23 protein-coding genes and 3 pseudogenes are annotated in these 22,624 nt (G+C 47.0%); 10 read left to right on the plus strand and 16 right to left on the minus strand.

All coding sequences use genetic code 11. From position 1 onward, the window contains the following. The first annotated feature begins 131 nt into the window (after positions 1-131). Together H6F52_RS02820 and H6F52_RS02825 are read left to right on the plus strand one after the other, a co-directional pair. The gene (locus tag H6F52_RS02820) at positions 132-743 is read left to right on the plus strand and encodes a class I SAM-dependent methyltransferase (protein ID WP_190531773.1); all 612 of its coding nucleotides are present in this window, start codon (positions 132-134) and stop codon (positions 741-743) included. Between the two features lie 155 nt (positions 744-898). Next, positions 899-1,516, plus strand: a complete 618-nt coding sequence (locus tag H6F52_RS02825) for a L,D-transpeptidase (RefSeq protein WP_190531775.1) — start codon at positions 899-901, stop codon at positions 1,514-1,516. Positions 1,517-1,731: 215 nt separating this feature from the next. Here H6F52_RS02825 and H6F52_RS26315 read toward each other — a convergent pair. After that, positions 1,732-1,839, minus strand: a pseudogene (locus tag H6F52_RS26315) (aminoacyl-tRNA hydrolase); the annotation flags it as partial. A gap of 107 nt (positions 1,840-1,946) precedes the next feature. On the opposite strand from H6F52_RS26315, the gene H6F52_RS02830 reads away from it, so the two are divergent. Together H6F52_RS02830 and H6F52_RS02835 are read left to right on the plus strand one after the other, a co-directional pair. Then, the gene (locus H6F52_RS02830; protein WP_190531776.1) at positions 1,947-3,686 is read left to right on the plus strand and encodes an ABC transporter ATP-binding protein/permease; all 1,740 of its coding nucleotides are present in this window, start codon (positions 1,947-1,949) and stop codon (positions 3,684-3,686) included. 166 nt (positions 3,687-3,852) lie between these two features. Continuing rightward, complete coding sequence (locus tag H6F52_RS02835; RefSeq protein WP_190531779.1) at positions 3,853-4,146, plus strand: hypothetical protein; 294 nt, start codon at positions 3,853-3,855, stop codon at positions 4,144-4,146. Between the two features lie 186 nt (positions 4,147-4,332). Here H6F52_RS02835 and H6F52_RS02840 read toward each other — a convergent pair whose 3' ends face one another. The 3 genes from H6F52_RS02840 to H6F52_RS02850 all read right to left on the minus strand — a co-directional run bounded on the left by H6F52_RS02840 (position 4,333) and on the right by H6F52_RS02850 (position 6,205). Next, positions 4,333-5,019: a Coq4 family protein gene (locus H6F52_RS02840; RefSeq protein ID WP_190531780.1), complete on the minus strand. Its 687-nt coding sequence runs from the start codon at positions 5,017-5,019 to the stop codon at positions 4,333-4,335. A 327-nt stretch (positions 5,020-5,346) separates the two neighbouring features. Next, positions 5,347-5,901 carry a DUF6438 domain-containing protein gene (locus H6F52_RS02845; protein ID WP_190412476.1) on the minus strand — a complete coding sequence of 185 codons (555 nt, stop codon included), beginning with the start codon at positions 5,899-5,901 and terminating at the stop codon, positions 5,347-5,349. A gap of 157 nt (positions 5,902-6,058) precedes the next feature. Further along, positions 6,059-6,205: a hypothetical protein gene (locus H6F52_RS02850; RefSeq protein WP_190531782.1), complete on the minus strand. Its 147-nt coding sequence runs from the start codon at positions 6,203-6,205 to the stop codon at positions 6,059-6,061. A gap of 41 nt (positions 6,206-6,246) precedes the next feature. Here H6F52_RS02850 and H6F52_RS02855 point away from each other — a divergent pair, with 41 nt between their 5' ends. Beyond that, positions 6,247-6,522: a UBP-type zinc finger domain-containing protein gene (locus H6F52_RS02855; protein WP_190531784.1), complete on the plus strand. Its 276-nt coding sequence runs from the start codon at positions 6,247-6,249 to the stop codon at positions 6,520-6,522. A gap of 147 nt (positions 6,523-6,669) precedes the next feature. Then, entirely contained in the window at positions 6,670-6,936 is a 267-nt protein-coding gene (locus H6F52_RS02860) for a Precorrin-3B methylase (protein WP_190429559.1), read from the plus strand. Between the two features lie 56 nt (positions 6,937-6,992). Here H6F52_RS02860 and H6F52_RS02865 read toward each other — a convergent pair whose 3' ends face one another. Together H6F52_RS02865 and H6F52_RS02870 are read right to left on the minus strand one after the other, a co-directional pair. After that, positions 6,993-7,436, minus strand: a complete 444-nt coding sequence (locus H6F52_RS02865) for a type II toxin-antitoxin system VapC family toxin (RefSeq protein WP_190429560.1) — start codon at positions 7,434-7,436, stop codon at positions 6,993-6,995. Next, positions 7,436-7,699: an AbrB/MazE/SpoVT family DNA-binding domain-containing protein gene (locus H6F52_RS02870; RefSeq protein WP_190429561.1), complete on the minus strand. Its 264-nt coding sequence runs from the start codon at positions 7,697-7,699 to the stop codon at positions 7,436-7,438. Before H6F52_RS02870 ends, H6F52_RS02865 begins: the two co-directional genes overlap by 1 nt. A 96-nt stretch (positions 7,700-7,795) precedes the next feature. Between H6F52_RS02870 and H6F52_RS02875 the strand changes: the two genes are divergently transcribed. Beyond that, positions 7,796-8,062: a Precorrin-3B methylase gene (locus tag H6F52_RS02875; protein ID WP_190429562.1), complete on the plus strand. Its 267-nt coding sequence runs from the start codon at positions 7,796-7,798 to the stop codon at positions 8,060-8,062. Between the two features lie 40 nt (positions 8,063-8,102). Here H6F52_RS02875 and H6F52_RS02880 read toward each other — a convergent pair whose 3' ends face one another. Beyond that, a complete protein-coding gene (locus H6F52_RS02880; protein ID WP_190429563.1) occupies positions 8,103-9,929 on the minus strand; it encodes a DUF262 domain-containing protein in 1,827 nt (608 codons plus the stop codon). Positions 9,930-10,196: 267 nt separating this feature from the next. Continuing rightward, positions 10,197-10,436: pseudogene (locus tag H6F52_RS26320) on the minus strand (virulence-associated protein); the annotation flags it as partial. A 151-nt stretch (positions 10,437-10,587) separates the two neighbouring features. Between H6F52_RS26320 and H6F52_RS02885 the strand changes: the two are divergent. Then, entirely contained in the window at positions 10,588-11,748 is a 1,161-nt protein-coding gene (locus tag H6F52_RS02885) for a hypothetical protein (RefSeq protein WP_190429565.1), read from the plus strand. Between the two features lie 11 nt (positions 11,749-11,759). Here H6F52_RS02885 and H6F52_RS02890 read toward each other — a convergent pair whose 3' ends face one another. Further along, positions 11,760-12,419 (minus strand): SDR family oxidoreductase, encoded by a 660-nt coding sequence (locus tag H6F52_RS02890; RefSeq protein ID WP_190429566.1) that lies wholly within the window; start codon positions 12,417-12,419, stop codon positions 11,760-11,762. A 212-nt stretch (positions 12,420-12,631) separates the two neighbouring features. Continuing rightward, positions 12,632-14,512, minus strand: coding sequence for an ABC transporter ATP-binding protein (locus tag H6F52_RS02895; protein ID WP_347276181.1), 1,881 nt, complete (start codon positions 14,510-14,512; stop codon positions 12,632-12,634). Positions 14,513-14,899: 387 nt separating this feature from the next. Between H6F52_RS02895 and H6F52_RS02900 the strand changes: the two genes are divergently transcribed. Then, positions 14,900-15,976 (plus strand): WD40 repeat domain-containing protein, encoded by a 1,077-nt coding sequence (locus H6F52_RS02900; protein WP_206754023.1) that lies wholly within the window; start codon positions 14,900-14,902, stop codon positions 15,974-15,976. Between the two features lie 46 nt (positions 15,977-16,022). Here H6F52_RS02900 and H6F52_RS26325 read toward each other — a convergent pair whose 3' ends face one another. From H6F52_RS26325 to H6F52_RS02920, 4 genes are all read right to left on the minus strand, one after another. After that, positions 16,023-17,738 (minus strand): pseudouridine synthase, encoded by a 1,716-nt coding sequence (locus tag H6F52_RS26325; protein ID WP_347276182.1) that lies wholly within the window; start codon positions 17,736-17,738, stop codon positions 16,023-16,025. Between the two features lie 142 nt (positions 17,739-17,880). After that, on the minus strand, positions 17,881-18,588 hold the full coding sequence (locus H6F52_RS02910; RefSeq protein WP_190531791.1) for a DevA family ABC transporter ATP-binding protein: 708 nt from the start codon (positions 18,586-18,588) through the stop codon (positions 17,881-17,883). A gap of 12 nt (positions 18,589-18,600) precedes the next feature. Next, positions 18,601-19,773, minus strand: a complete 1,173-nt coding sequence (devC, locus tag H6F52_RS02915; protein WP_190531793.1) for an ABC transporter permease DevC — start codon at positions 19,771-19,773, stop codon at positions 18,601-18,603. A gap of 109 nt (positions 19,774-19,882) precedes the next feature. After that, the gene (locus H6F52_RS02920; protein ID WP_190531795.1) at positions 19,883-21,079 is read right to left on the minus strand and encodes an ABC exporter membrane fusion protein; all 1,197 of its coding nucleotides are present in this window, start codon (positions 21,077-21,079) and stop codon (positions 19,883-19,885) included. Positions 21,080-21,244: 165 nt separating this feature from the next. On the opposite strand from H6F52_RS02920, the gene H6F52_RS02925 reads away from it, so the two are divergent. Beyond that, entirely contained in the window at positions 21,245-21,856 is a 612-nt protein-coding gene (locus tag H6F52_RS02925) for a TetR/AcrR family transcriptional regulator (protein WP_190531797.1), read from the plus strand. A 224-nt stretch (positions 21,857-22,080) separates the two neighbouring features. On the opposite strand, the gene H6F52_RS02930 is transcribed toward H6F52_RS02925, so the two are convergent. Both H6F52_RS02930 and H6F52_RS25430 read right to left on the minus strand, forming a co-directional pair. Further along, positions 22,081-22,488 carry a VOC family protein gene (locus H6F52_RS02930; protein WP_190531799.1) on the minus strand — a complete coding sequence of 136 codons (408 nt, stop codon included), beginning with the start codon at positions 22,486-22,488 and terminating at the stop codon, positions 22,081-22,083. A gap of 40 nt (positions 22,489-22,528) precedes the next feature. Continuing rightward, positions 22,529-22,624 (minus strand): annotated as a pseudogene (locus H6F52_RS25430) (IS5/IS1182 family transposase); the annotation flags it as partial.

Consider the following 22,624-nt stretch of genomic DNA (forward strand, 5'->3'; position numbering starts at 1 on the left):
TATGAACTTCGGCTCAGTCAAAGGTAAGATGAGTAAAACTTATGACCGGCAGCTAGCAATCGCCTAATTTTAGACCCCATATTACCCCAGCGACGACTTTTGCAAGAGGTCTAATATCCAGTCGCCGCGTTGTGACTGATGCCGCCATTGTGGAGGTTTTGGTGGCGCTGCAACCTCGCCGCGTGCTAGATGTTGGATGCGGTGAAGGTTGGCTTGTACGCGCATTAAACGAACGCAGTATCGAAGCCTTTGGAGTAGATGGGAGTTCTGCTTTAGTTCAACAAGCTCAGGCAGCAGGTGGGGGTAAGTTTCGCACCCTCACCTACGATCGGATCGCCAACGATCCAAATCAACTCGATGGACTATACGATCTCGTAGTTTGTAACTTCTCACTGTTAGGGGAAACCATTGTACCGCTGCTGGCTGCACTGGGTACAGTTCTAGCGCCTAATGGACACCTTGTTGTGCAGACGGTTCACCCGTGGAGTGCCTGTGGCGACACCGCCTACAAGGAGGGCTGGCGAACCGAGTGCTTCACGAGCTTTGGCGAGGACAAGTGGGAGCCAATGCCTTGGTATTTTCGGACTATCAGTTCGTGGCTGACAGCTTTTAACCAAGCAAAGTTGCAGATACGCCAATGTATTGAACCACTTGAGCCAACAACGCAGCATCCTCTATCGCTTATTCTCGTGTCCTGCGTAGAAGAACAATTTAGAGGATCTCCCTTATATGATGAGAAATAGTTGAGCAAGCCCCAGTTAGGTTAGTTGTGTTTACAACATCTCGTCTCATCTCAAACTGGCTCTTAGTTGCACTACCAATAGCGCTATGCGCTTGTACATCATCTGATGCTGTCGTTTCAACTCCAAAAAACGTAATTGAAGCCAAGCCACAATCCTTGCCACCATCCGTAAATAATGCTGATAAACTCAACAGCATTCACGAAGAACGTTACTCGCTGCTCATTCATCGAGTAGACAAGCGCTTGGAGGTACTCAATAACCAAAGCGTTCCAATTTACAAAGCAAGTATTGGTATTGGTAAGGGCGGCCTCAAAGACAAACAAAACATGAATGACTTTGTTACTCCCACAGGCGAGATGAGCGTAGACTTGATTCTCTACAAAAAGTCTGAGTACAACCAGATTTCCCAAAATAACGTTAAGCGTTTTATTAAAGTTACTCAGTATCGCAACTTAGTTAGCCCTCGGCAAGGATTAACTCAGCTATTCAAGAACATGAGTTCTCTTGACTTTGATGGGAACGGTAGCCCAGACAGTGCCTATGGAAATGGCTATATCGGACTCACTTCAACGACAAGCATCACGGGTCCTAAAATGAGTACATTTCAGGGAACGCCCTACTGGTTCTCAATCGCACTTCATGGTACACCCAATCCGGAGAATATTGGTCAAGCTAACTCAGGTGGCTGCATCCATCTCGACTCAAACACATTGCAGCAGTTAATTGAGAAGGGTTGGGTGAAGTTAGGTACCAAAGTAACGGTTGTTGATTAATGGATTGACGTGGTTGTGTTTTCTGCGATCGCGGTAATGCTCTTTATTCACAAATCAAGCTGAGTATAAACCAGCTAGTTTTCTGCTAAAGTTGCCCATTCATCACTTATGATTCGCGTCTTTATATAGTTAGCTTCTGCAATTGGCATCGCACTCCGCACTTTTATACCTGAAGATTTGACAGAAGTTTGTATTGATTGGCTGCAACTGCGCTCAGAAGTTGGTACCTTATTGACGTTTTGCCCGCCTGCCCCTTGAGAGGGCATTGCAATCATCTCAATCTCTTACTCTGGGATACTCACCATGTTAAAAATTTGTAGCATAATTTAACAATTGTCCAGAGATGAGTTGCACCAATCGTTGAGCAGATTTCGCTCTGATTCGCCTTTATTCATTATCTCCTGACAGCCAAAGTAAGGAAAATAAGCCGATGGATCGATTGAATTTCAATGTAGTCCAGCAGTTCTGGACGATCGCTAAGTCCTATTGGTCAGGGGATGAAAAATGGCAAGCCAGAGGGTTATTGCTGGGCGTAGTGCTGTTACTGCTGGCGTATACGGGATTGAGTGTAGTTCTCAACAACAAGCGAGGAGTGCTGATTTCAGCCCTCTCAGCCCGTGATGAGCCACGCTTCTGGGAAACTGTCATCATTTTCATCGCTGTGTTGGTGATCTATGCACCATTGCTCGCAGGGTATACCTATTTACGCGATCGCCTGAGTTTGCAATGGCGGAAATGGCTCACCCATCGATTCGTGGATAACTACTTTCGCGATCGCGCCTATTACAATCTGCATATCTCAGGCACTGAAATCGATAACCCAGATCAGCGGATTGCAGAGGATGTTAGGAGTTTTACCCAGGAATCTCTCACCTTTGTACTGGTGTTGGTGCAGTCTGTGCTGTCAACGATCGCCTTCAGCAGCGTACTCTGGGGCATTTCTAAACCCCTGGTGTTGTTTCTGGTGCTGTATGCCCTAATTGGGACAGTAGTAACAACTTTTGTATTTGGTAAGCCGCTTGTCCGACTCAACTTTGAACAATTGAAGAGAGAAGCGAATCTCCGCTTTGGTTTGGTGCGGATTCGGGAGAATGCGGAAGCGATCGCATTCTATCGAGGGGAAGAACAGGAGTCAAACCAAGTTAAGCATCGGTTCCTTGATGTGTTTGAGAACGTCAAACGCCTGCTGGTTTGGGAATTAAACTTAAATGTTCTCACCAACGCTTATGAGTTCATCCCCTTCGTCCTGCCTGCCCTAGTTGTCGCACCCGCGATTTTTGCCGGGGAAATGGAGGTGGGTAAAGTTTCTGAGGCACAGGGGGCTTTTGTCCGCGTCTTTTTCTCGCTCAATGTTGTCGTTGCCCGCTTCCAGCAATTGACCACTTTTGGCGCTGGGATTAATCGTCTTTATACCTTTGCCCAGTTTTTAGAACAGGCAGAGGCAGATCGGGCATCCGATGAGCAACCCAGGATTCAGACGGTATCAGCAGATCGGCTGGCAGTCGAACATCTCAGCCTGCAAACGCCTAACTATCAGCGCACATTAGTCGAAGATTTGTCGCTACAGTTACCTGCGGGAGAGGGACTTTTGGTGATGGGACCAAGTGGTTGTGGTAAGAGTTCGCTGCTGAGAGCGATCGCAGGTTTGTGGGATTCTGGTACAGGGAAAATTGTTCGTCCTGAATCCGACGAGATCCTATTTTTGCCGCAACGTCCCTACATGGTGCTTGGTACTCTGCGCGATCAATTGCTGTATCCCAACACGCATCTTGAGGTTGACGACGAACACTTAAAGCAAGTGCTGGAACAGGTTAATTTAGCAGGTTTAGAGGAAAGATTTGGCGGTTTTGATGCCCAGGAGGATTGGGCAGATGTCCTCTCTTTGGGCGAACAACAACGGCTAACTTTCGCCCGGTTGCTGCTGAACAAACCCAACTACGCCATCCTAGATGAAGCAACTAGCGCCCTAGATTTGGATAACGAGGAACGGTTGTATCAACATTTGCAGGCAAAAGGGACTACTTTCTTAAGTGTGGGACATCGTGCTACGTTGGCAAATTATCATCAGTCATTGCTGGAACTCTCCCAGGATAGGACTTGGCAGCTTAAACAACCCCTAGCTCTTGTCGAAGAACAACCGGAGTTGTTGGAACTGCCATCGACTACCTAAAGGGCGATGGCAGAAGCATCCCATTTGTGAAAAAATACCTGCTGATTGAAATAGCCGAGTCAATGGAAGCTGGCAAGCACAAGTCCAGAGATAAGCCAATCCATGACCATAGACATATCAAATCTAAGGTTTAAATCCCGTGCAGTTCGCTAAAGTTTAAAAAGATATGAATCGTATTGATGGAGAATCCAAATCCCAAATGATACCGCTGTGGAATAAATCTTTTAGTGCTTTTTGCTTGAGTCTGCTTGTGATGTTCGCAGGGAATATCGTTCTGATTGGTTGTGGTGAAGCCGCTAAAAATTCCGACCCTGTACAAGAATCGGAAAAAGAATCCAACCAGGGTAATCAGGCTGATGATGACGATAACGAGGGGCAAGAGACCACTGGCTCATCCGATCAAAATGACGATGAGGAGAAGGATGGACAAGAGGAGAAGGATGGAGAAGATAAGGATTAGCAGTGGCGATTCACCTAGCGCGCTCGCTTGATAGCCGCAGCCACCGATTCGCGTGTACTCTGAATTTACACGCGAAAGGGACGACTTTTTTGAGTGTCGGGCATCACTCTACGTGGACAAATTACCATCAGTCTTTGCTGGAATCCCAGGCTCAAACGTGGCAGATTAAACAACCGCTAGCTCTGCTCAAACATGGCGAAAAGGAGTGACATTTAGCTCCGCTCTCCAGTCTGCTAGTGGTTTTTCCCAAGCCTCTTCCCACTTCTGCCCTAGAAAGGGTTTTGCCCGATCCCCCAAATCGTAGCTCTGCTGAATGAGACTTACAAGCGGGTTTAAATCGCTGTTCATCTTGATCGTATTCAAGGTGATTGCGGCAATCAACATCACTGCAAGGGGAGAGCGATTTTGCGCGAGCGTAAATGCTTGCAGTCCAATCTCTCCAACAGGATCGGTGCCAAATCCTGTCACGGTATGCCAAATATCATGAGTTTGTCGCATACGCAGTGCTAAATAGCTTGTGTCATCTTGAAGCTCGACTTGGCGATAAAACTCTGGATCGAGGTTGGCTGCTCGCATATGAGAGGCATAGGCAAAGCCTAACGAATCTTCAGGCAGCTTGAGTAACGCTTCTAGATTGGGAGTCGGTGCAATATATTGTTCTTCAAAAAGTTGAGCGATTTCAGGATAGGACTTGAGATAGGTAATCGCAGCAGCAGAAACTTCATGGTTGGCTAAGGCAGCAGCAATATCAAAAACTGCCTCGATATCTGTTCCGTTATCGATAAAGGCAAGGAAACCTTCCAAACCTTTCAGAAGTTCTGGAGTAACCGAGCGACTCCTATCAGCATTGATAATCGAGGGAGATTTTGACATCGGGAAACCTTCGGTAATCAAAATGAACGAACCCTTCGCGGGATAATTTCACGTATCTGGCACGTATCTGGATCGAGACCCGCAGTTCTTAACCGTTCTGCCTGTTGTGTTGTCCTATACTCTAGCTGCGATCGCTCTGTTGCGTTCGGCTTTTACCTCAGTTAACACGCAACTTCCTTGTGCATCATACTAGCGCAGCGACCGTCTGTTTAGGACTATTTTGTGGATTCTCGAATAGCCTGATTGCGACTATCTACGGGGCAAAGTTTTGTAGCAATTGAGCAGGAGCGAGATGCCTCCGGCAAGTTGCGCGGGATGCCAATTTAATTACTTCGTAGTTCCCCGTGGGGCGCGTTCAGCATCTGTTCCAATCCACTGCTTAGAATTCACTACGGTATCGATTTTATTTTCCAATTCTGTTAGTTGAGTCGGTGCATCAGGTGAAGGAAGGTAATGGTGTACTGTTTTTTGTTTCTTGCCGATTGTCAATGAGGTGATGGCAGAAGGTGCATCGGTGTGTCCACCTGTATAGCTGTCTTGAAGCTTGAAGTAATTGAGCTTTTGAAAGTCTGCAATGAGCTTTCTCGCTGCTGTTTTACTGATAGTTGTTGTTCGGGTGCCAGTCACTTTCACAAACCGTTTGCCCTCGTAAACCACCTTGCCATTGCCATAAACAGTGAGCTTATAAATGGGGCAAAAGCCAAAACAGGCTGTCCGTTCGAGTGTCAGCGCAACTTGTGGTGAGACTTGTCGAGGTTGATTGAGTAGCCTTTGATTCGGAGTAGTGGTTTCAGCCGCCAGGAACGGGGAGTTAGGAATAGAGACGCTTAGAACACTACTGGCTACACCGATTATTAGACTTAGAAGAAGTGGCGATCGCATTATCGTTAGGCTCTAAATCAGAAAGATTGACTTAACTTCGAGTTTATTCGGCTGTTTCAGCTCTCAGTTCTTGGTTTCTAATTCAGAAACCGGAAGACGATGTAGGAATTTTCTATTTTTAGGCTAAGTTATCGGCTGTTGATGCTATTGGGTGAAATCATTGGTGTTCTCCGTAGACGAGTTGGGTTGTTACACCGCAGCGCACCCTAGAACAACTCAGCTTTGACAACTGAACGTACAGCAATATCTTCAAGGGGTGCAGAAAGCAAGCGATCGCTTGTTTAGCCTCTAGAATTGGAAGCATCCAATGAGCGACTCCAACTCATACATTGATTCGGAAACCCTATGTCCTGCCAACACCTCAATGAAGTGACGCTGCAAAACCTAATCCATAAAGCCAACTATCCGGTGTTTCGCTGTGAAGAGTGCATTCGGATCAATGGTCGCTGGGTGCATCTTCGCATTTGTCAGACGTGCGGTAAGATGCTGTGCTGCGACTCGTCAGAACATCAGCATGCTCGTCGTCACTATGAGGAAACCGGACACACTGTAATCAGCTCAGCGGAGTTAGGAGAGCAATGGCTGTGGTGTTTTGTGGATGAGCAGCAGAAGAATTATTGAAGATGCGCTCCATTGGGGCATCTCCTCAAGTTACAAGTAATTTTAAAGAAAGGCGATCGCACAATCCTTCCAAACACTAAATCGAAGAAGGAGCGATCGCCTTAATGCTACAGGTTAGGATTTAGGGTAGGGCGTTCTGATTGAAGTATGGCAAAGCAGGAAAATCCTCTCACGGGAGTTGCACTCATCAAGGAAGTCTGTCGGCGGATTCGGGTTGCCCGTAGCTACTGGGATGCTCATAATAATGCTGCTTGTCGGGGAGAACGCGATCGCGCTTTAGCCCTTTACAACACGCTGACGAAAGAACAAAAAGACCAGATTCCGCAGCAGTTGCGGGTGTGGCTTCGCTATCGCAGTGAAAAATACTTTGGCGCACACCGAACGCCGCCCAAGTCGAAACGAAAGTCGAAGTAGTATTTTCCTTGCATCTAGCCTTCCGTCTCTGGGTTCGCGATGCGACTGTGTCGCCGCTACGCTAACGCTTGGGGATGAACTACTACAATTTCATTGATGCCCCGGAAATCATTTGGGTTAAACGTCAGTAAATGCGTTACACCATGCGCTAACATCACGGCAACCAACCGGGCATCATGTACACGCTTACCCTGAAGTTGGTAGCTTGTCACCAGATTGAACCAGTGAGGGAATATTTGTGGCGTTTCCTCAAGCTGCGGGAACTGATTTAGAATCAGCTCGATTTCAGTACGAGTTTGTTCGACACTCCATCCCAATCCATTCACTTGTGCTGGACGAGTTGCAACAACCCAGAACTCAATAATGTTCTGACTGGTGATGAAAACGCGATCTCGTTGCCTTAGAAGAGTAGCTGTTGCTCTACCAGCTAGTAAGTTCACTGGTGAAGTGCTGTCACTCATGCGAAGTAAAACATTGGTATCGAGGAGATAGTCGGTCATTAGTCGTAGATGTTTTCCCGACGTAACGCTTCATCAGTTAGGTTTGCACCATTCTGATGGCTTTGTACCCACTGCATTAATCGTTCTGCCCGTTCTTCAGGCGTGGCGGTTGCCCAAAAGGGTTGCGCTGGGGGAACGGGGGACAGGATTAAGCGATCGCTTTCCACTTCTATTACAAAGCGGCTATTGGGCTGAATTACCTGTAAAATTTCGGCAGGTAGCTGTAAGGTGCCTGATTCACTCACTTCAACGATCAAAGACATTGCGATCGCCTCCAAGGCATCAATAAGGTGTCTGTTTAGAGCTATTTTACTGATTCTTCAATAAGCTACGATCGCACCAGTCAGCAATATTGAATTATGTCAAAGCAGGAAAATCCCCTCACAGGAGTTGCATTCATCAAGGAAGTCTGTCGGCGGATTCGGGTTGCCCGTAGCTACTGGGATGATCATAATAATGCTGCTTGTCGGGGAGAACGCGATCGCGCCTTAGCTCTTTACAATACGCTGACGAAAGAACAAAAAGACCAGATTCCGCAGCAGTTGCGGGTGTGGCTTCGCTATCGCAGTGAAAAATACTTTGGCGCACACCGAACGCTTCCCAAGTCGAAACGAAAGTCGAAATAGCACTTTCGGAGCATCGCTTTGAGCTAGACTTTTGTACTGTTTAATTTTTTAATAAATTCTTGACTGTCTCAAAAGAATTACCTAAGTAGTATGTCTTTAGCAAATCAAAGACTCGATAATGATTATCTCGAATTGTTTCTATATTCCAATCGTTATACGACATAAAAATATAGTTAGTATTTGCTCTATTCTCTATAGATCCTTTATATTTAGTTTTTTTGTCATGAAATTCTTTGTTACTTAATGATGAATTCTTTTTTCTATCTACAAGAACTATATTTCCCAGCCTATGAACCCATTTTTTATGATCAAGGTCTGAAATATTAGATAATGCTTTACTTAAGCTTCTAGGCATTAAATGCTCTACTGATGAAGTAAGTCTATCGAAATAGAGTTGAGAATTTAGGCTGCTAGTTAAAAGATCAATTTTCAATAGCAAATAGCGAGTTTTGCTAATTCTCTGCCCTGAATATTCACCCCATTTTTCATTATCAAGAAAATCCAGAAAATATTCAATATTAACAGCAGTAGAAGCTTTTTCATCTTGATATTCATATTTTAGGACAGGAGAATCAAGAAACTGTGAGGCTAATTCTTTTAAATCGCCATCTTGCTTCGATATTTCCTCCATTTTCCTTAAAATAATAAAAATTCTTGACTGAAAATTACCTTTACCCGTCAACCAGTAGACTGAGCAAAGGTTATCTAACTTTATTAGGAAATCATATATTCTAAACTCCTTAAAACACTCTCTGTAATGCATCAAAGGAGCAATATAGGCGTTTCCGTAAGTTTTTGTCAGTATATAGTTAAGGTTTACAAAAAAGTTTCCAGCCTCCTTACAACAAATATCATTGCTAGTAATGGCTTGCAAATGTTTAGCATAACGACCAATGACCTCAAAAGTACCCTCCCCTCTAGTTAGCATATTTCTTTTATACATAAACTCGAATGCTTTGTTAAGGCTTTGGTTGTCATCGCTTCTATACTTCATTGTTATGAAAACAACAGCCCATAGAAATTCATCGAATGAGTTATATGGTTCATCAATAGCACTTTCATATTTCTCCCATTTCTCAGCAAATTCTTTTCTGTCTTCCTGGTCTTTTATGTGCCTTAAATTTTGTGCTCTCAAAATATCACTTGCCTGTAGTTGAAGGCCTCGGCTATTTAGTACTGTGAATAAATTGTATGCATCATCAAGGTTGTTAGGAGTTGACAAGTATATAATCAAAACTTTCGTGCAAAGATAAGCATAAAAATCTTTTAAATACTGTTCTACCTCCAATCCCTCATTAGACAGCTCTTGAAACCAAGCGTGCAGTTCTAAAATCGCCGCTGCCATATTTTTGACAGAAACATCATTGTTCTTATCCTGAGAAATTGATCTAAGACTATCGAAATCTTTTGTTCCATTATTTTTGAGTACATATTCTTCTAAAAATTCTTTGTCTTTCCTTATTTCAAACTCTATTCTATTTCTTTCGGGAATGCCGTCAAACTCATCCCTTTCCTGCCTCATCCGAGTCCGAATTTTGTTTTGTAACTCCTTGCTTTTTGATAAGTCTCTTAATACTGCCTGTAAGAGGTAAAGGGTTATAAATCTTTGTTGACCATCTAGTATATCTTGAGAAATATAAACGAAATCTCCCTCCTTAGATTGCTTAGTATTCCAAACCATGCAGCCCAAGAAATACTCCTTATCTTTGTCCCTCTCCATAGCTTTGCGGATATCATCAAGTAAAGCAACTACCTGGTACTTACCCCAAACATATGGGCGTTGATACTCAGGTACATTGTAAAAGCTATCAGCAGAGAAGATATCTTTAATATATTTTTTTCCAGTATCAAGCGTATAAGAAGACATATGGCTCGACTTTATCCTTGTCTTTATGGGGCTTACTATAATATTATGTTCAATATTTTCGCATTCGGCAATGAAGCACCTCATCCAGCTAAAAAAGCTGCCTAATTTACTAAAGAAACTACAGTATTCCAGAATATACATGAATCAATGCAAGGAGTAGCTCTGCACATCAAACCTCTATTAAGACTTTAGAGTGTTTCTTGAAGGTTGATTTTGTACGTTCGCGCAACCCTCAATTCAAGCAGCTACAAGCACATTGCACTGTCTTTACGCCTCAATTTCCCAATCCTCAATCTGCAACCCCTCAATCCGCCCATACTCTCTTGTATTATGTGTCACCAGAGTTAAATTATTTGCAAGAGCGATTCCTTCAGAAAGCTTCTCTAACGCTGCAATTTGTAAATCATAGGCACCAATCGGAATTACCGCACTGGCAAGACACGCACGAATTTGACCACACGCGATCGCAGCCTCATGTTCAAAAGGAAGCGAGGCAAACCGTCCAACTTACAAGCAATTCTAAAAGAAGGCGATCGCAAACGAAGCCTCATCTATTCATGCCTCTAGCTTGGGCGAAATGTTGCCAAGCCAAGGGAAACAGAACCATTCATCGAGAGTCATTAGTTAGTAGTGAATCACTACTACTTTTGCCTTGAGTATGAAGAAAACAACTGCCTTAACAGTGACAGTCCTCACGATCGCTACAGTTGTGGGGACATCTGTGGCACAATCGGCTGGCTTCTTCGCTCAAGCGCCAACCCCTTCCGTAGCTCAAGCTAAACCATCTTGGGAAAACTCCAAGCTAGTTCACACGTTACCCACTGTCGCAAGCTATGCCAAGTTTAGCTCGAATGGACTTCTACTCGTGTGTAATGGTGAACGGGGTAAAGCCATTCAATTGTGGGATGTAAGGAAAGGGGAATTACTCTCATCTATCAAAGCCGACGATACGACTTCCTTTGGAGATGTTGCCATCAGCGCTGATGGACAGTTTGTTGCCAGCATCGTCTACTCGCAAATTGATAAATCAATAGCAGTTGGTCTGTGGAATAGCAAAACCGGAGAACCGATCTGGAAAAAACCAATTTTTACCAATAGCGCAGAGTTTCGCGGCTCTAAGGATTCTGGGGAAAATTTCCCGGCTAGCATTATTTCCAGCTTGGAATTTAGCCCAAACGGACAATCTATTGCCAGTAGCGCCCGAAAATATTTTGGTTCCGAAAATCCGCAGATTCAGCTATGGGATGTAGCAACCGGCGAAAAGCGCTTTGTATTAAAGAGTAATATCAAATCTTTACGAGGGGTGCGTTTTAGCCCTGATAGCCAAGTGTTAGCCAGCCTCGGTTCCAATCAATCTATCCTCAAAGGAGGAACTTATCACTGGCAAGGCTTGATTCAACTTTGGAATCCTAACACAGGTCAACTCCTCCATACCCTAAAAGAAAAAGATCAGTTACTTCCCCAGAGCATGGCGTTTAGCCCGGATGGTCGAACGTTAACCAGCCTGTCAAAAGACGCGATATATGAAGCTCACCTCCGCACTTGGGACGTGAAAACGGGTGCAACTGTGCGTACTGTTTCGGCTTCGGTAGACAGAACGGATGACCAGTTATCACTCAGTCCTGATGCTAAAACCTACTTGGTTGCTGGTCAGGTAGCTGGTTCACGTATTATTAATGTCGAAATTCGCAAAGAATGGCCTCTTCGTGGTTTTGATGTGAGTAGTGGTGCTAGTACAGGATTATTTAGCCCAGATGGTCAGATGTTGGCTGTTCCAACGGTAGCAGGAATTCCGATTTGGCAAGCTTCTGGTAATTAGTAATTGGTTACTTACCAAGGCAGCACTTCTCCATTGGCGTGCCAAAAAGTACCTGTATTTTCCAACGTCAACTCATCAATCCGAGCCAACAACCCCTTCACCGACTCTTCCGGCGTAATGCCAGTAAAGTTCGTCATACGACTTTGAACTAACCCTGGATGCAGAATTGCCACCGCGATCGCACGCGGTTTGAGGTCGAGAGATAGCGATTTGCCAGCCATCGATAACGCCACTTTAGACATCCGATAGCCATAGGAACTGCCAGAGGTATTGTCTGCAATTGAACCCATCCGACTTGTCATCAAGGCGATTTTGGAACCTGCTTTGAGCAGTGGCAATAGCGCATGAGTCACCCGTAAAGGTCCCAGCGCATTAACCTCAAACTGTTCTCGAATGTTCTCAAAATCCAAGTTTTCCAGCGTCACGCGCTTGATAATTCCGGCATTATTAATCAGAACATCAATCGTCGTGTCACCCAGGCGATCGCGCAAAGAAGCAACGGAAGCATCAGAGGTAATATCAATCCCCTCCTCAACCTGCACCCCTAGCTGCTTCAACTCCTCAGCAGCAGTGCGACAAACAGCGATCGCGCGATCGCCCCGCACTTGCAGTTGACGGCAATATTCGTAACCAATTCCCCGATTAGCACCCGTAACCAGATAAGTTGCCATGCGAACTCCAATGTCTTGATTAGAGGGACATTCCTAGACACTCATAGCCTATCTGAAACTGTCGTTTCCCATCCTGTTCCAGAATGCTGCCGGGTGCGATAATTACCCGGTCAAAATCCCCGGTGAGAATCGTGGAATTAGACTGCTTTAGCGCTTATCCTCCGACCTTCAGGCGGGGAATGAGCTTAAAGTATTTCAATTTTCCAGCGTCGTCAGGTTGAGGATGGCTTGTAACCCAACATTCGGAAGTAGAGTCCTTTTTGGGTAAGGAGTTCGGAATGAGTGCCTTCCTCGACGATCTCGCCCTCCTGCATCACAAAAATGCGATCGCAGTCTACGGCAGTTTCGAGTCGGTGCGTCACTAAGATAATGGTTCTTTTGCGACGCAGACGCTGGAGGGTTTCTATCACCCATTGCTCGTGCTTCAAATCTAGCGAACTCGTGGGTTCGTCGAGGATGAGTATCGGAGCCTTCGTCGCTAGCGCCCGCGCGATCGCTAAACGCTGCCGCTGTCCGCCGGAAAGGTTCTGTCCGCCCTCGCTGAGCATCGTATCGTACCGCTCCGGCAAGGCTTCGATGAACTCAGCCGCCCCGGATTCCACCGCCGCCTCCCGAATCTCTTGCAAGGTCGCTTCCTCGCAGCCATAGGTAATATTCTCCGCAATCGTTCCGGGGAAAAGCGGACTGCCTTGCGTAACCAGCGCCATGTGTTTACGGACATCGGCAACCTTAAGGATGCGGATATCGAAACCGTCCAGTTGAACGCTCCCGTTTGTTGGGTCGTAGAAGCGCGGCAAGAGATTGAGCAACGTGCTTTTTCCTGTGCCGCTTGGACCCAAAAACGCCACCATCTGACCCGGTTCGATAGTTGCATCGATTTCCCGTAACACGGGTCGCTCAGGGATGTACTCAAAGCTCACGTTGGAAAGGGTTAGGGTGCGGGGATGGACGGGAAACGATCGCGCATCAGGCTCGTCCTTTATGGTCGGTGGCTCGTCAATGACCGTAAAGACGCGATCGCATGAAGCTACGAATGTCTGGATCTTGGTCGTGAACCCCAACACCCAACCGATTGGGTCCCAGAACTGATTAAGGTACGCCAAGAATACGATCAGATCGCCGAGGGTCAGGCCGTTCGGCACCTGGCGCAAAAACTGGTCGCGATAGACCAGATACCCGCCGTAGCCGAAGATTACCCCGCTTCCCAGAGCGAAGACTACCTGAACCGCGAGCGGATACAGGTTTTCCTGCCAATGGAGCCGCATGGAGGCAGCGACGCTGCGATCGACCACCCGCGTGAAGCGCCGCGACTCCGTCGCTTCTCGACGGAAAGACTGGATGAGTCCGATCAACTCTATCGCTTGCTGCATGGTCGAGGTCATGACCGCATCGGTCTGCTTTGACTCGAACGCCCGACGCCGAATCCTGCCCTCGAAGTACCAATTTGCCAGTAACAGAAGCGGCGTGAACGAAAGTGCGAACACGGTGAGAAGGACATGGCGCGACAGCATGATCCAGATCATCGCCGTCAGCGTCACCGATGCAGCGGTAGAGCCGATCAGCGTATCGATCACCCCCCAAGGGCCGAGGCTATCGTAGCTCAACCGATAGATGGCGTCGCCCTGCGATCGCGAACCGTGCCAGCCGAGACTCAGCCCCTGCATTTTGTCGTAGAGTTCGGTGCGAACCCGCAAGGTTCCGTTGTACTGGATGCGGTAGTTCAACATCTTACGGAGCATCATGACGCTATCGCTCAGTATCCTGATGAGCATCGCCACGAACGCCATTCCGAAAATTTGGTTCAGCTTGCCTTCCCCAAACGGGGCAAGAAACAGCCGATGAATCCAGTTGGGTTTCGGGGTTGGAGAGAGAACCGTATCAACGAGAATCGCCATAGGCCAAGCGTTGAGAAGGTTGCAAAGCACCGATGCCCCAATCAGAAGCAAGAGCGTGACGATCAGCCAGATGTCCCTACGAAAGTAAGAAATAGATCGGAGGACGATCCGCACCAACCAATGTTGGTATATTGACCGTTTCACCATTTTTGGCGGATTTCCCCGGCTCTTCAAAGATGCTTTGAGTGGAAAAGTCATGGATGTGCTGGGTGACTTTAAGCAGAACAATGAACACCAATTGGACAATTTCAGAGAGTCGGGGGTCAGAAATCAACTTTGGTTTTTAACCCCTTGAAAGACGATTCAAAACTCCTGAAACTCTTGAAAAATTCTAGGTCAGGTAGGGCGTAAGCGTAGGCGCGTTCATGCCGTAAGACCTGCCAGTTCAAAAAAGCATCAATCAGTTGGGTGAATCAACTGGGTGATGTGCGATCGCAAATTGCTTTGTTAAGGTCGGGCTGTTGTAGCTGTTATGACGGCAACATTTGCATATACAACTGCCGTCTTATTGGATTGTATCGGCGAGTCATAAAGTTTTTGTCCTACCTGAGCTATATACCTATCTATATGAAAAATCTCAAGCAATTGTCTTGGAAAAACGCGCTCGCTCTGGCTGTTATGGCAACAATTGCCACTGGCGCGATCGCTAAACTCCCGTCAACAGCCCAACCCTCAACCCAACCCAGTGCAACAACCGCTAACTCCAAAAGAGACTTTGAGCCAATCTACAATTTAAGCGGGCATAACAGCGATGTTACTTTTCTAACCTTCAATACGAATAGTCAAATCCTGGTTAGCCATAGCCCTGGCGGGGCACTCAAGCTGTGGAACCTCAAAACAGGTAAGCTGCTGCGTACCCTGAATGAAAAAATATATGCCGCAGGCGTCGTTGCAATTACTCCCGATACCCAAACCTTGGTGACTGTTGACCGTAAGGCACAGGATAATGACAAAACGATTAAGGTGTGGAATCTGAAAACGAATAAACTTCTCCGCACCTTGAACGGTCATTCACAACCAGTCAATCACCTTGAAATCAGTGCCGATGGGCAAACTTTAGTCAGTGCCAGTAATGACAAGAAAGTGTTGGTGTGGAACCTGAAAACAGGCAAACGGCTACAGACTATCAATCCACAATCAACCCCGATTCGGTCGATTGCCCTCAGCCCAAACAGTCAGATACTCGCGACTGGCGGTGGAGAATATGTGGATCAAAATACCAGTACGGACACCAGCATTCAGCTATGGGATGTCAAGACAGGAAAACTGCTGGGTACTCTCGAAGGACAGACTAGCCCAATTAGTTCCATTGCGATCGCTCCCGATGGGCAGACTCTGGTCAGTGTTGCAGATTCCATCAAGATATGGAACCTAAGAACAAAGCAGCTTCTCCACACATTACCCGGAGGTTCCGCTTCCATTTCAATTAGCCCTGATGGGCAGAAACTGGTTACGGCTGCTTGGGATCATTCAGTTAAATTGTGGAATTTGCGGACTGGAACGCTACTTAAAACACTGTTTGAGCCTTCTATTAACGACCAAAATCTTGGTCGCATATACACAACCAGCATTGCCTTTAGTCCGGATGGCAAAACGATTGCCATCGGTTCTGGGGGTGTTTTGTCCACTTTTGGAATCAGTGTTTTGCGGGGGTCTTTTTGAAGCGCCGAATCGCCTTTTGATAAGTTACCGTCATCAGAGCAATTCATCAAAACGGTGTCTTTGTTTGTAAATGCAAAGGTTGTCCAGATTGCGGATGCACAAAGCGAAGTTCCCTGGCGTGCAGATGTAACCGACTGACAGTTGCACGACATCCATAAAGGCGATCGCCTAATATTGTTACGCCAAGTCCTTGCGGATCGGCAGAATGCACCCGGATCTGATGGGTGCGTCCGGTTAATGGCATAAACTCTACACGAGTATAGTTATCTTCCTTGGCGATAACTTGGAAGCGAGTCAAGCTGGCTTTACCGCGTTCATCGACTTTCTGATAGGGACGATTCTCTGGATCTCCCCACAGCGGTAATTCAATCGCACCTTGCTCAGCTGTCACAGAATCGGAAAGTAGGGCTTCATAAACCTTGTGAACTTGGCGCTGCTGAAACTGCCAACCGAGTTGGCGATGGGTATGGCGATCGCGTGCCAGCAAGAGAATACCAGATGTTTCTTGATCTAGACGATGCACAGATGCGATCTCCATGCCATCCGGTAACAGATGACGCAAGCGACTGACGACACTATCAAAGGTGTGGTGATAACGACCAGGTACTGATAGGAACCCTGCGGGTTTGTTCACCGCAATCAGCCATTCGTCTTCATAAACAATGGGGACCTCTCCCCACACCCCTCCCCTAATAGGGGAGGGGCTTCTTACTCTCTCTTCCATCCCCTCCTTTTTAAGGGGGGGGAGGGGGGAAGGAAAGGGGGGGGAGGGTTCCCATCCCGATAGTAAAAATCCCATCAGTGGCTGACAGCGTTCTGCACAGGCTCCATAAAATTCTCCCTGAATTTTGTCACCATCGGCTGATGATGACCCCCACCAAAACTCTGCCATTGCCAATGGCTTCAGTCCATGCGTTGCCGCATAGTGCAGCAGCTTAGGCGCGCAACAGTCTCCGGTTCCAGTCGGCATCGAGCCTCCTGGCATCAATTCCTGCAACGATAGAGACTCTCCTGCAAAATTAGTCAGGCTATATGCCGCGTGCATCTGAGTCTGCAATTCGCGGGATAGTTCTTTGCGCTGTTTTTTGAGTTCGCGCATCCGCGCCTGGGTTGCTTCAATCAATTCCTTAAGTGGCTGCAACACTTTATTCTGCTGGCGTTTGAGCATTCGTCGCTCAATTCCATGCTGACGACTTTCTTCGTCAAGTTCTTCGAGGGCAATCGTCAGCGCTTCTCCAGTTAGTGTTTCGCAGATTAGCTGACGTTTTCGGTGTCGTTGCTGCTTGCAATCTCGATGGCGATCGCTCATTTCTTGCAACTGCTGTTCAAACTGGCGAGACAGGGTTTCGTACTGCTGCCATTCTGGAAGTTGCTTTAGGGTAATCAGTTCTTGCTTAATCGCCTCCAGTTGGGCTAAAGTGCAAGCTTCTTCTAGGGCAACTTCGTCTCGTCCCGGAATTGGCGGCACCCAGCCCTCGATTGTACTATTACCATTGAGAAGACCGGAGAAGGCTTTAAGTATCTGTTGTTCGCCATTCGGCAGTTCAACCAGCAGGATTCCATACATCTTGCCTTCATCGGAATAACAGTCATTATTGGCAAGATGCTGCATTAACTCTCTAGCGATCGCTTCTGCTTCCTCGGTGCGGGGTAGTCTCAGTAGTTCACCACTTTGAGGACAGCGCCCTTCATACCAATAGTTTTGAATACTTTTCTCAACCTCTGTAGATAGTCTCTCGCGGGTATCTATTTTCTCATGCACCGATGATTACTCCAGCAACGCCGACAACAAAAAGACCCACAATAAGAATCTGCCATGCGGTTGGGAGCTTTTGCAGTTTAATGGCTTTGTTACAAATTAAAAAGTTGCACATTGCCTCTAGTCATCTATTTAAAAGCAGTTCCTAAGTGACCGCTGCAACCTTGGCAGTATCACTTATTAAGTGTCCATCTTCCATGTGAACAATGCGATCGGCAATATCCAAAATGCGGTTGTCATGAGTCACCAGTAGAATGGTGCAACCTTGTTCTTTTGCTAGTGTTTGCATCAGGCTAACGACTTCACGACCGGATTTGCTATCGAGAGCAGCAGTCGGTTCGTCAGCAAGAATTAGTTTGGGATGGCTTACCAAGGCGCGGGCGATTGCTACCCGTTGCTTTTGTCCACCCGACAGATCGGCAGGATAGTAATTGATCCGATTTCCCAATCCTACCTGTTCTAGCATTTCGGCTGAGCGCTGGCGCATCTGGTGTGGAGAAATATCCCTGTGCAACTCTAAGCCCATCTTGACGTTCTGGAGTGCCGTTAAGCTACCGTGCAAGTTGTGCGCCTGAAAGATATAACCATTGTGCCGTCGCGCTTGTACCAGTGCTGTCGGATTTGCACCACAGAGTTCTTGCCCTAACACCTTGAGACTACCCGATTGGGCAGAGCGCAATCCACCAACTAAAGTTAGCAGCGTGGTTTTACCGGAACCAGAAGGCCCGGTCATGATGATAATCTCACCAGCATTGATTTCTAAACTGATGTCAAATAAAACTTGTTTGCGTAGTTGACCTTGACCAAAGTAGTGATCGAGGTTGTGAATAGAGATGACAGGTTGAAGAGACATAATAATATAAACCTAAAACATATCAGCCGGGTCAGCGGATTGCAATTTGCGGGTAGCGATCGCTCCAGAAAGGGTACACATCACCATCGTCAACATCAGCACGAAAATCCCTCGCGCCACAGTCATGTACAGAGGCAAATTCGTCGCATTACGAGTCAGGCGGTACAGTCCTGCGGAAATGGCAATACTAGGGATAAAGCCGATGATTGCTAAGATAACGGCTTCTTCAAACACCACCATAAGTAGGTAGCGATTGCGGTAGCCCATTGCCTTGAAAGTGGCGTATTCTCCCATGTGTGCGTTCACATCCGTTGAGAGAACTTGGTAGACAATAATGACGCCAACAATGAAGCCCATTGTCACGCCCAAGTTAAAAATAAATCCAATCGGTGTATTCTTTGCCCAGTAGCTTCTTTCAAACTCGATAAATTCCTGCCGAGTCAGAACCCGAACATCATTCGGCAAGTGTGCTTTCAAAGCTTGTACTGTTTGCACTGGATCGGTTCCAGGTTGCAGTTGCAGTAAGCCGACACTGACGCTGCTTGCCTGTCTGCGGGGAAACAGCCGCAGAAAGTTTTGGTCGCTGGTAATCAGGTGTCCGTCTGCACCAAAGGAAGACCCGATGCGAATTTTGCCAGCAATGGTAACACTATGCCGCTCAATTTCTGTCTTTAGTGGCTGGTTTTGTTCGAGTTGCGCGATCGCTGCTTTGTAGTCTCCACGGCTACCGCTGTCAAACAAAACCGTGTTAGGCAGCTTAATCTGGTTTAATTGTTTGTTAATGTCTGGTTGCTCAAAGACTGAGCTGTTAGGGTCAAATCCCAACATCAGCATACTGGTTTCGCGCTGGGTGGTGGGATGCTTCCAGTTCACCATGTTGGCGTAGAGTGCTTCCGCAGACTGAACGCCCGGAATATCCATCGACTGGTACAAACGCCGTCGCGGGAAGGACGACATATTCGTTAGATTGCGAGCTTGAGGGCTGAGCAGAACGACATCGGCGCGAACGCTATTGTGGACAAGAACGGCACTGTTGAATAGCGCACCCTGAAACCCCAACTGCATCAACATCAAGACATCTGCAAACACAACACCGGCACACGCTACGACCAGTTTTCCTTTTTGATGACTCAGTTGTAGCCATCCTAAAGGTGTCCGGCGTTGGAGTTGTTGGAAGCCAATCATATAGCAGTCCTATTTGAGTTGTAAATTTTTTTAGGAACCGCGAAGACGCAAAGAGCGCGAAGGAAGAGTAAGAAGAGAGATCCCTGATTTTTTGAATTAATTAGGATTGCTATAGTTCAATGACTACCTTGACTTGCTGATTCGTGAGTCGGGCAGCCTTGCGAGTAGAATCTGCATCCAGACGAATTTTGACTTCCACAATCCGTCCATCAATATTGGCGGAGGGATCGCTGTTCACGATGTCTTGGCGCAGAACTTTGTAGCCAACCTGTTCGACAGTACCGCTGAGTTCGCTGTCAATGGAGTCACTACTCACCCGCGCCGTTTGCCCTGGACGGATGTTCTTGATGTCACTCTGATAAACTTCTGCAATCGCAAACATCTGTTGCGTTCGCCCAATTTCGGCAATCCCGTCATTGCTAATTAGTTCTCCGGGACGGGTGTAGATTTTGAGGATTTGACCATCCTGAGGCGATCGCACGGATGCCTGCTCTAAGTTTGTTTTGGCTTGCTCAACGGCTGCTAAGGCTTGTCTGACATCAGCTTGGGCTACCTGCACATCTACTGGGCGCACCTCTGCAATTCGCTCCAGGGTGGCGCGGGCTTCATTTAGTTGCTGTTGGCGAGAATTGCGAGTGCGATCGCGGGCGGCTTGCGCTTCTTGGAGTTGCTTTTGGGAAGTTGTCAATATCAGCCGCTTACTATCGCGCTGGGATGCCGAAACGGCTCCATTTTGGTAAAGCAATGCGTAGCGCTGATACTCCACCTGTGCATTTTGCACTTCCGCTTCCAGACGGGCAACGGTAGCGGCTTGCGCGTTCAAGTCCCCAACCCGTTCAGCTTCCAGTTGGGCAATCTGGGAGCGTTGCGCCTGGATTTCGCCCGTCTTGGCTCCCGCACGCACCTGATCGAGTTTGGCTTGGGCAACTCGCACCTGTTCTTGTGCCTGCATCACAGATGCCTGAAGGCGATCGCGACTGTTGAGTATCGCAATTGCTTGTCCTTTACGAACGCGATCGCCTTCTTTGACTAACAGTTGATCCACTCGATTCCCCTCAGCAGATGTGGGTGCAGAAAGCGCGATCGCTTCCCCCTCTGGCTCTAGGCGTCCCAACGCTGTCACCGTCTGGATTTGGGGCGTACTGATAACTGTGGATGGGGTCGGGCTGGATTGCTGGATACGCCCTTGCGAAACGCTATATGCCATCACTCCACTTGTTGCCAGCGTTGCAGCGATCGCCAGCAGAGCCAGTGGTCGGGAAAGACGTTTCGAGGATGGATTACCTGCTGCCACTTCTTGCATCATCTGTCAGATTCCCCAGTTCTAGGAAGCAACTAAACTAAACCGTTTAGTTTTCTATAACTAAACTAAACGGTTTAGTATAGTAACGTCAAGGGAGTCCTGAAAATTCTCTAGAACTCCTCAAAGCGAATGCCCCTAGAATGACTGTGACAATCAGATCGGGAATGAATGAGACAGACGAAGATGACGGAACCGAAGCAGGATGGGTTGGGAGAGAAAGCCGAACAGATATTGACAGGCGCAATGCAAGAGTTTTTGGTGCATGGCTATGCCGCCACCAGCATGGATCGGGTGGCGAAGGCGGCTGGCGTATCCAAAGCAACGGTTTACAGTTACTTTCAAGATAAAGAAGGATTGTTCACCGCCCTCATCCAACGGTTTGCTCACAAAAAGCTTTCCATCATCCAACGTTCCCTGCTACCGCAAGGAGATGGTCGGGTCATGTTGCGGCAGCTATTAACGAAGGCATTGAATGAGATCATTTGTGATAGTGAAGAAATTGCCCTTTTGCGGCTAATTATTGGCGAGTCTGGGCGCTTTCCCAAACTGGCGCAAATCTTTGTTCGCACGCTAGTAAAACCTGGCATTGAAACCTTGAGCCAGTATCTGGCATCGTATCCAAACTTAAAGATTGCCGACCCCGAAGCAACCGCACGCATTTTGATAGGTGCCTTAGTTCATTTCATGCTGGTACAGAAAGTGCTTCACAGTCAGGATATTCTTCCGATGGAGAGCGATCGCTTGATTGATAGCCTCATGTATCTCCTCCCGGAAGCCTAAGCTGGAGTTGCACGTTCTTGTCCCTACACCCCGAACAGTTGATGACATTCGGGGACTACCGAGTTAGTTGTGGGCAAAGAGTTTCTAAGTATGCGATCGCCACAAATTTACCAAATGGAAAACCGCTTCCAGGCGTTGCAGTCTGCGTTAGCGATCGTTCAACCTGAAATTCCTTTCACCATCACAACGATCGACCCGTGAATAGCATTCCTCTGATTTCATTTTCAACCTTGATTTATTGCACTAGGTTCCATGTAGACAAGTTCCCAAATATGGCTATCTAAATCTTGAAACCCATGTGCGTACATAAAACCGTGGTCTTGTGGGTCATTGTAAGTTGATCCACCAGCGGCGACTGCTTTGCGAACCATTTCATCGACTTGTTCTCGGCTGTCAGAAGATAAGCAAACCAGCACTTCTGTGCTTTTGGTTGCATCACAAATTTCTTTCGGAGTAAACGTCTTAAACTTGTCGTGAGTCAATAGCATCACAAAGATGTCATCGCTGACAATCATGCAAGTCGCCGTTTCATCAGTAAATTGAGCGTTAAAACTGAAGCCAAGTTTTGTAAAAAATTCGACAGACTGATTCAGGTCTTTTACAGGCAGATTCACGAAAATTTTAGTAGCCATATTTTCTCCTTTTGAGAGTTCATTAGACCTCCTGCATGAATCAGGAGGCATGTGCCAGTTCGTAGTTCAGCAAGCCAGCAATTAGGTTTAAGCGCAAACCAAATCTCTGCCTGCGATTGCGATAACGTCCTGAAAA

This window comes from Coleofasciculus sp. FACHB-542, from assembly GCF_014695825.1.
Lineage (GTDB): Bacteria > Cyanobacteriota > Cyanobacteriia > Cyanobacteriales > FACHB-T130 > FACHB-T130.

Coding starts and splice junctions, on each gene's coding strand:
- H6F52_RS02830 (WP_190531776.1), top strand. CDS start 1,947: ATGGATCGATTGAATTTCAATGTAGTCCAGCAGTTCTGGACGATCGCT.
- H6F52_RS02835 (WP_190531779.1), top strand. CDS start 3,853: ATGAATCGTATTGATGGAGAATCCAAATCCCAAATGATACCGCTGTGG.
- H6F52_RS02840 (WP_190531780.1), bottom strand. CDS start 5,019: ATGTCAAAATCTCCCTCGATTATCAATGCTGATAGGAGTCGCTCGGTT.
- H6F52_RS02845 (WP_190412476.1), bottom strand. CDS start 5,901: ATGCGATCGCCACTTCTTCTAAGTCTAATAATCGGTGTAGCCAGTAGT.
- H6F52_RS02850 (WP_190531782.1), bottom strand. CDS start 6,205: ATGCTTCCAATTCTAGAGGCTAAACAAGCGATCGCTTGCTTTCTGCAC.
- H6F52_RS02855 (WP_190531784.1), top strand. CDS start 6,247: ATGTCCTGCCAACACCTCAATGAAGTGACGCTGCAAAACCTAATCCAT.
- H6F52_RS02860 (WP_190429559.1), top strand. CDS start 6,670: ATGGCAAAGCAGGAAAATCCTCTCACGGGAGTTGCACTCATCAAGGAA.
- H6F52_RS02865 (WP_190429560.1), bottom strand. CDS start 7,436: ATGACCGACTATCTCCTCGATACCAATGTTTTACTTCGCATGAGTGAC.
- H6F52_RS02870 (WP_190429561.1), bottom strand. CDS start 7,699: ATGTCTTTGATCGTTGAAGTGAGTGAATCAGGCACCTTACAGCTACCT.
- H6F52_RS02875 (WP_190429562.1), top strand. CDS start 7,796: ATGTCAAAGCAGGAAAATCCCCTCACAGGAGTTGCATTCATCAAGGAA.
- H6F52_RS02880 (WP_190429563.1), bottom strand. CDS start 9,929: ATGTCTTCTTATACGCTTGATACTGGAAAAAAATATATTAAAGATATC.
- H6F52_RS02885 (WP_190429565.1), top strand. CDS start 10,588: ATGAAGAAAACAACTGCCTTAACAGTGACAGTCCTCACGATCGCTACA.
- H6F52_RS02890 (WP_190429566.1), bottom strand. CDS start 12,419: ATGGCAACTTATCTGGTTACGGGTGCTAATCGGGGAATTGGTTACGAA.
- H6F52_RS02895 (WP_347276181.1), bottom strand. CDS start 14,512: ATGACTTTTCCACTCAAAGCATCTTTGAAGAGCCGGGGAAATCCGCCA.
- H6F52_RS02910 (WP_190531791.1), bottom strand. CDS start 18,588: ATGTCTCTTCAACCTGTCATCTCTATTCACAACCTCGATCACTACTTT.
- devC (WP_190531793.1), bottom strand. CDS start 19,773: ATGATTGGCTTCCAACAACTCCAACGCCGGACACCTTTAGGATGGCTA.
- H6F52_RS02920 (WP_190531795.1), bottom strand. CDS start 21,079: ATGATGCAAGAAGTGGCAGCAGGTAATCCATCCTCGAAACGTCTTTCC.
- H6F52_RS02925 (WP_190531797.1), top strand. CDS start 21,245: ATGAGACAGACGAAGATGACGGAACCGAAGCAGGATGGGTTGGGAGAG.
- H6F52_RS02930 (WP_190531799.1), bottom strand. CDS start 22,488: ATGGCTACTAAAATTTTCGTGAATCTGCCTGTAAAAGACCTGAATCAG.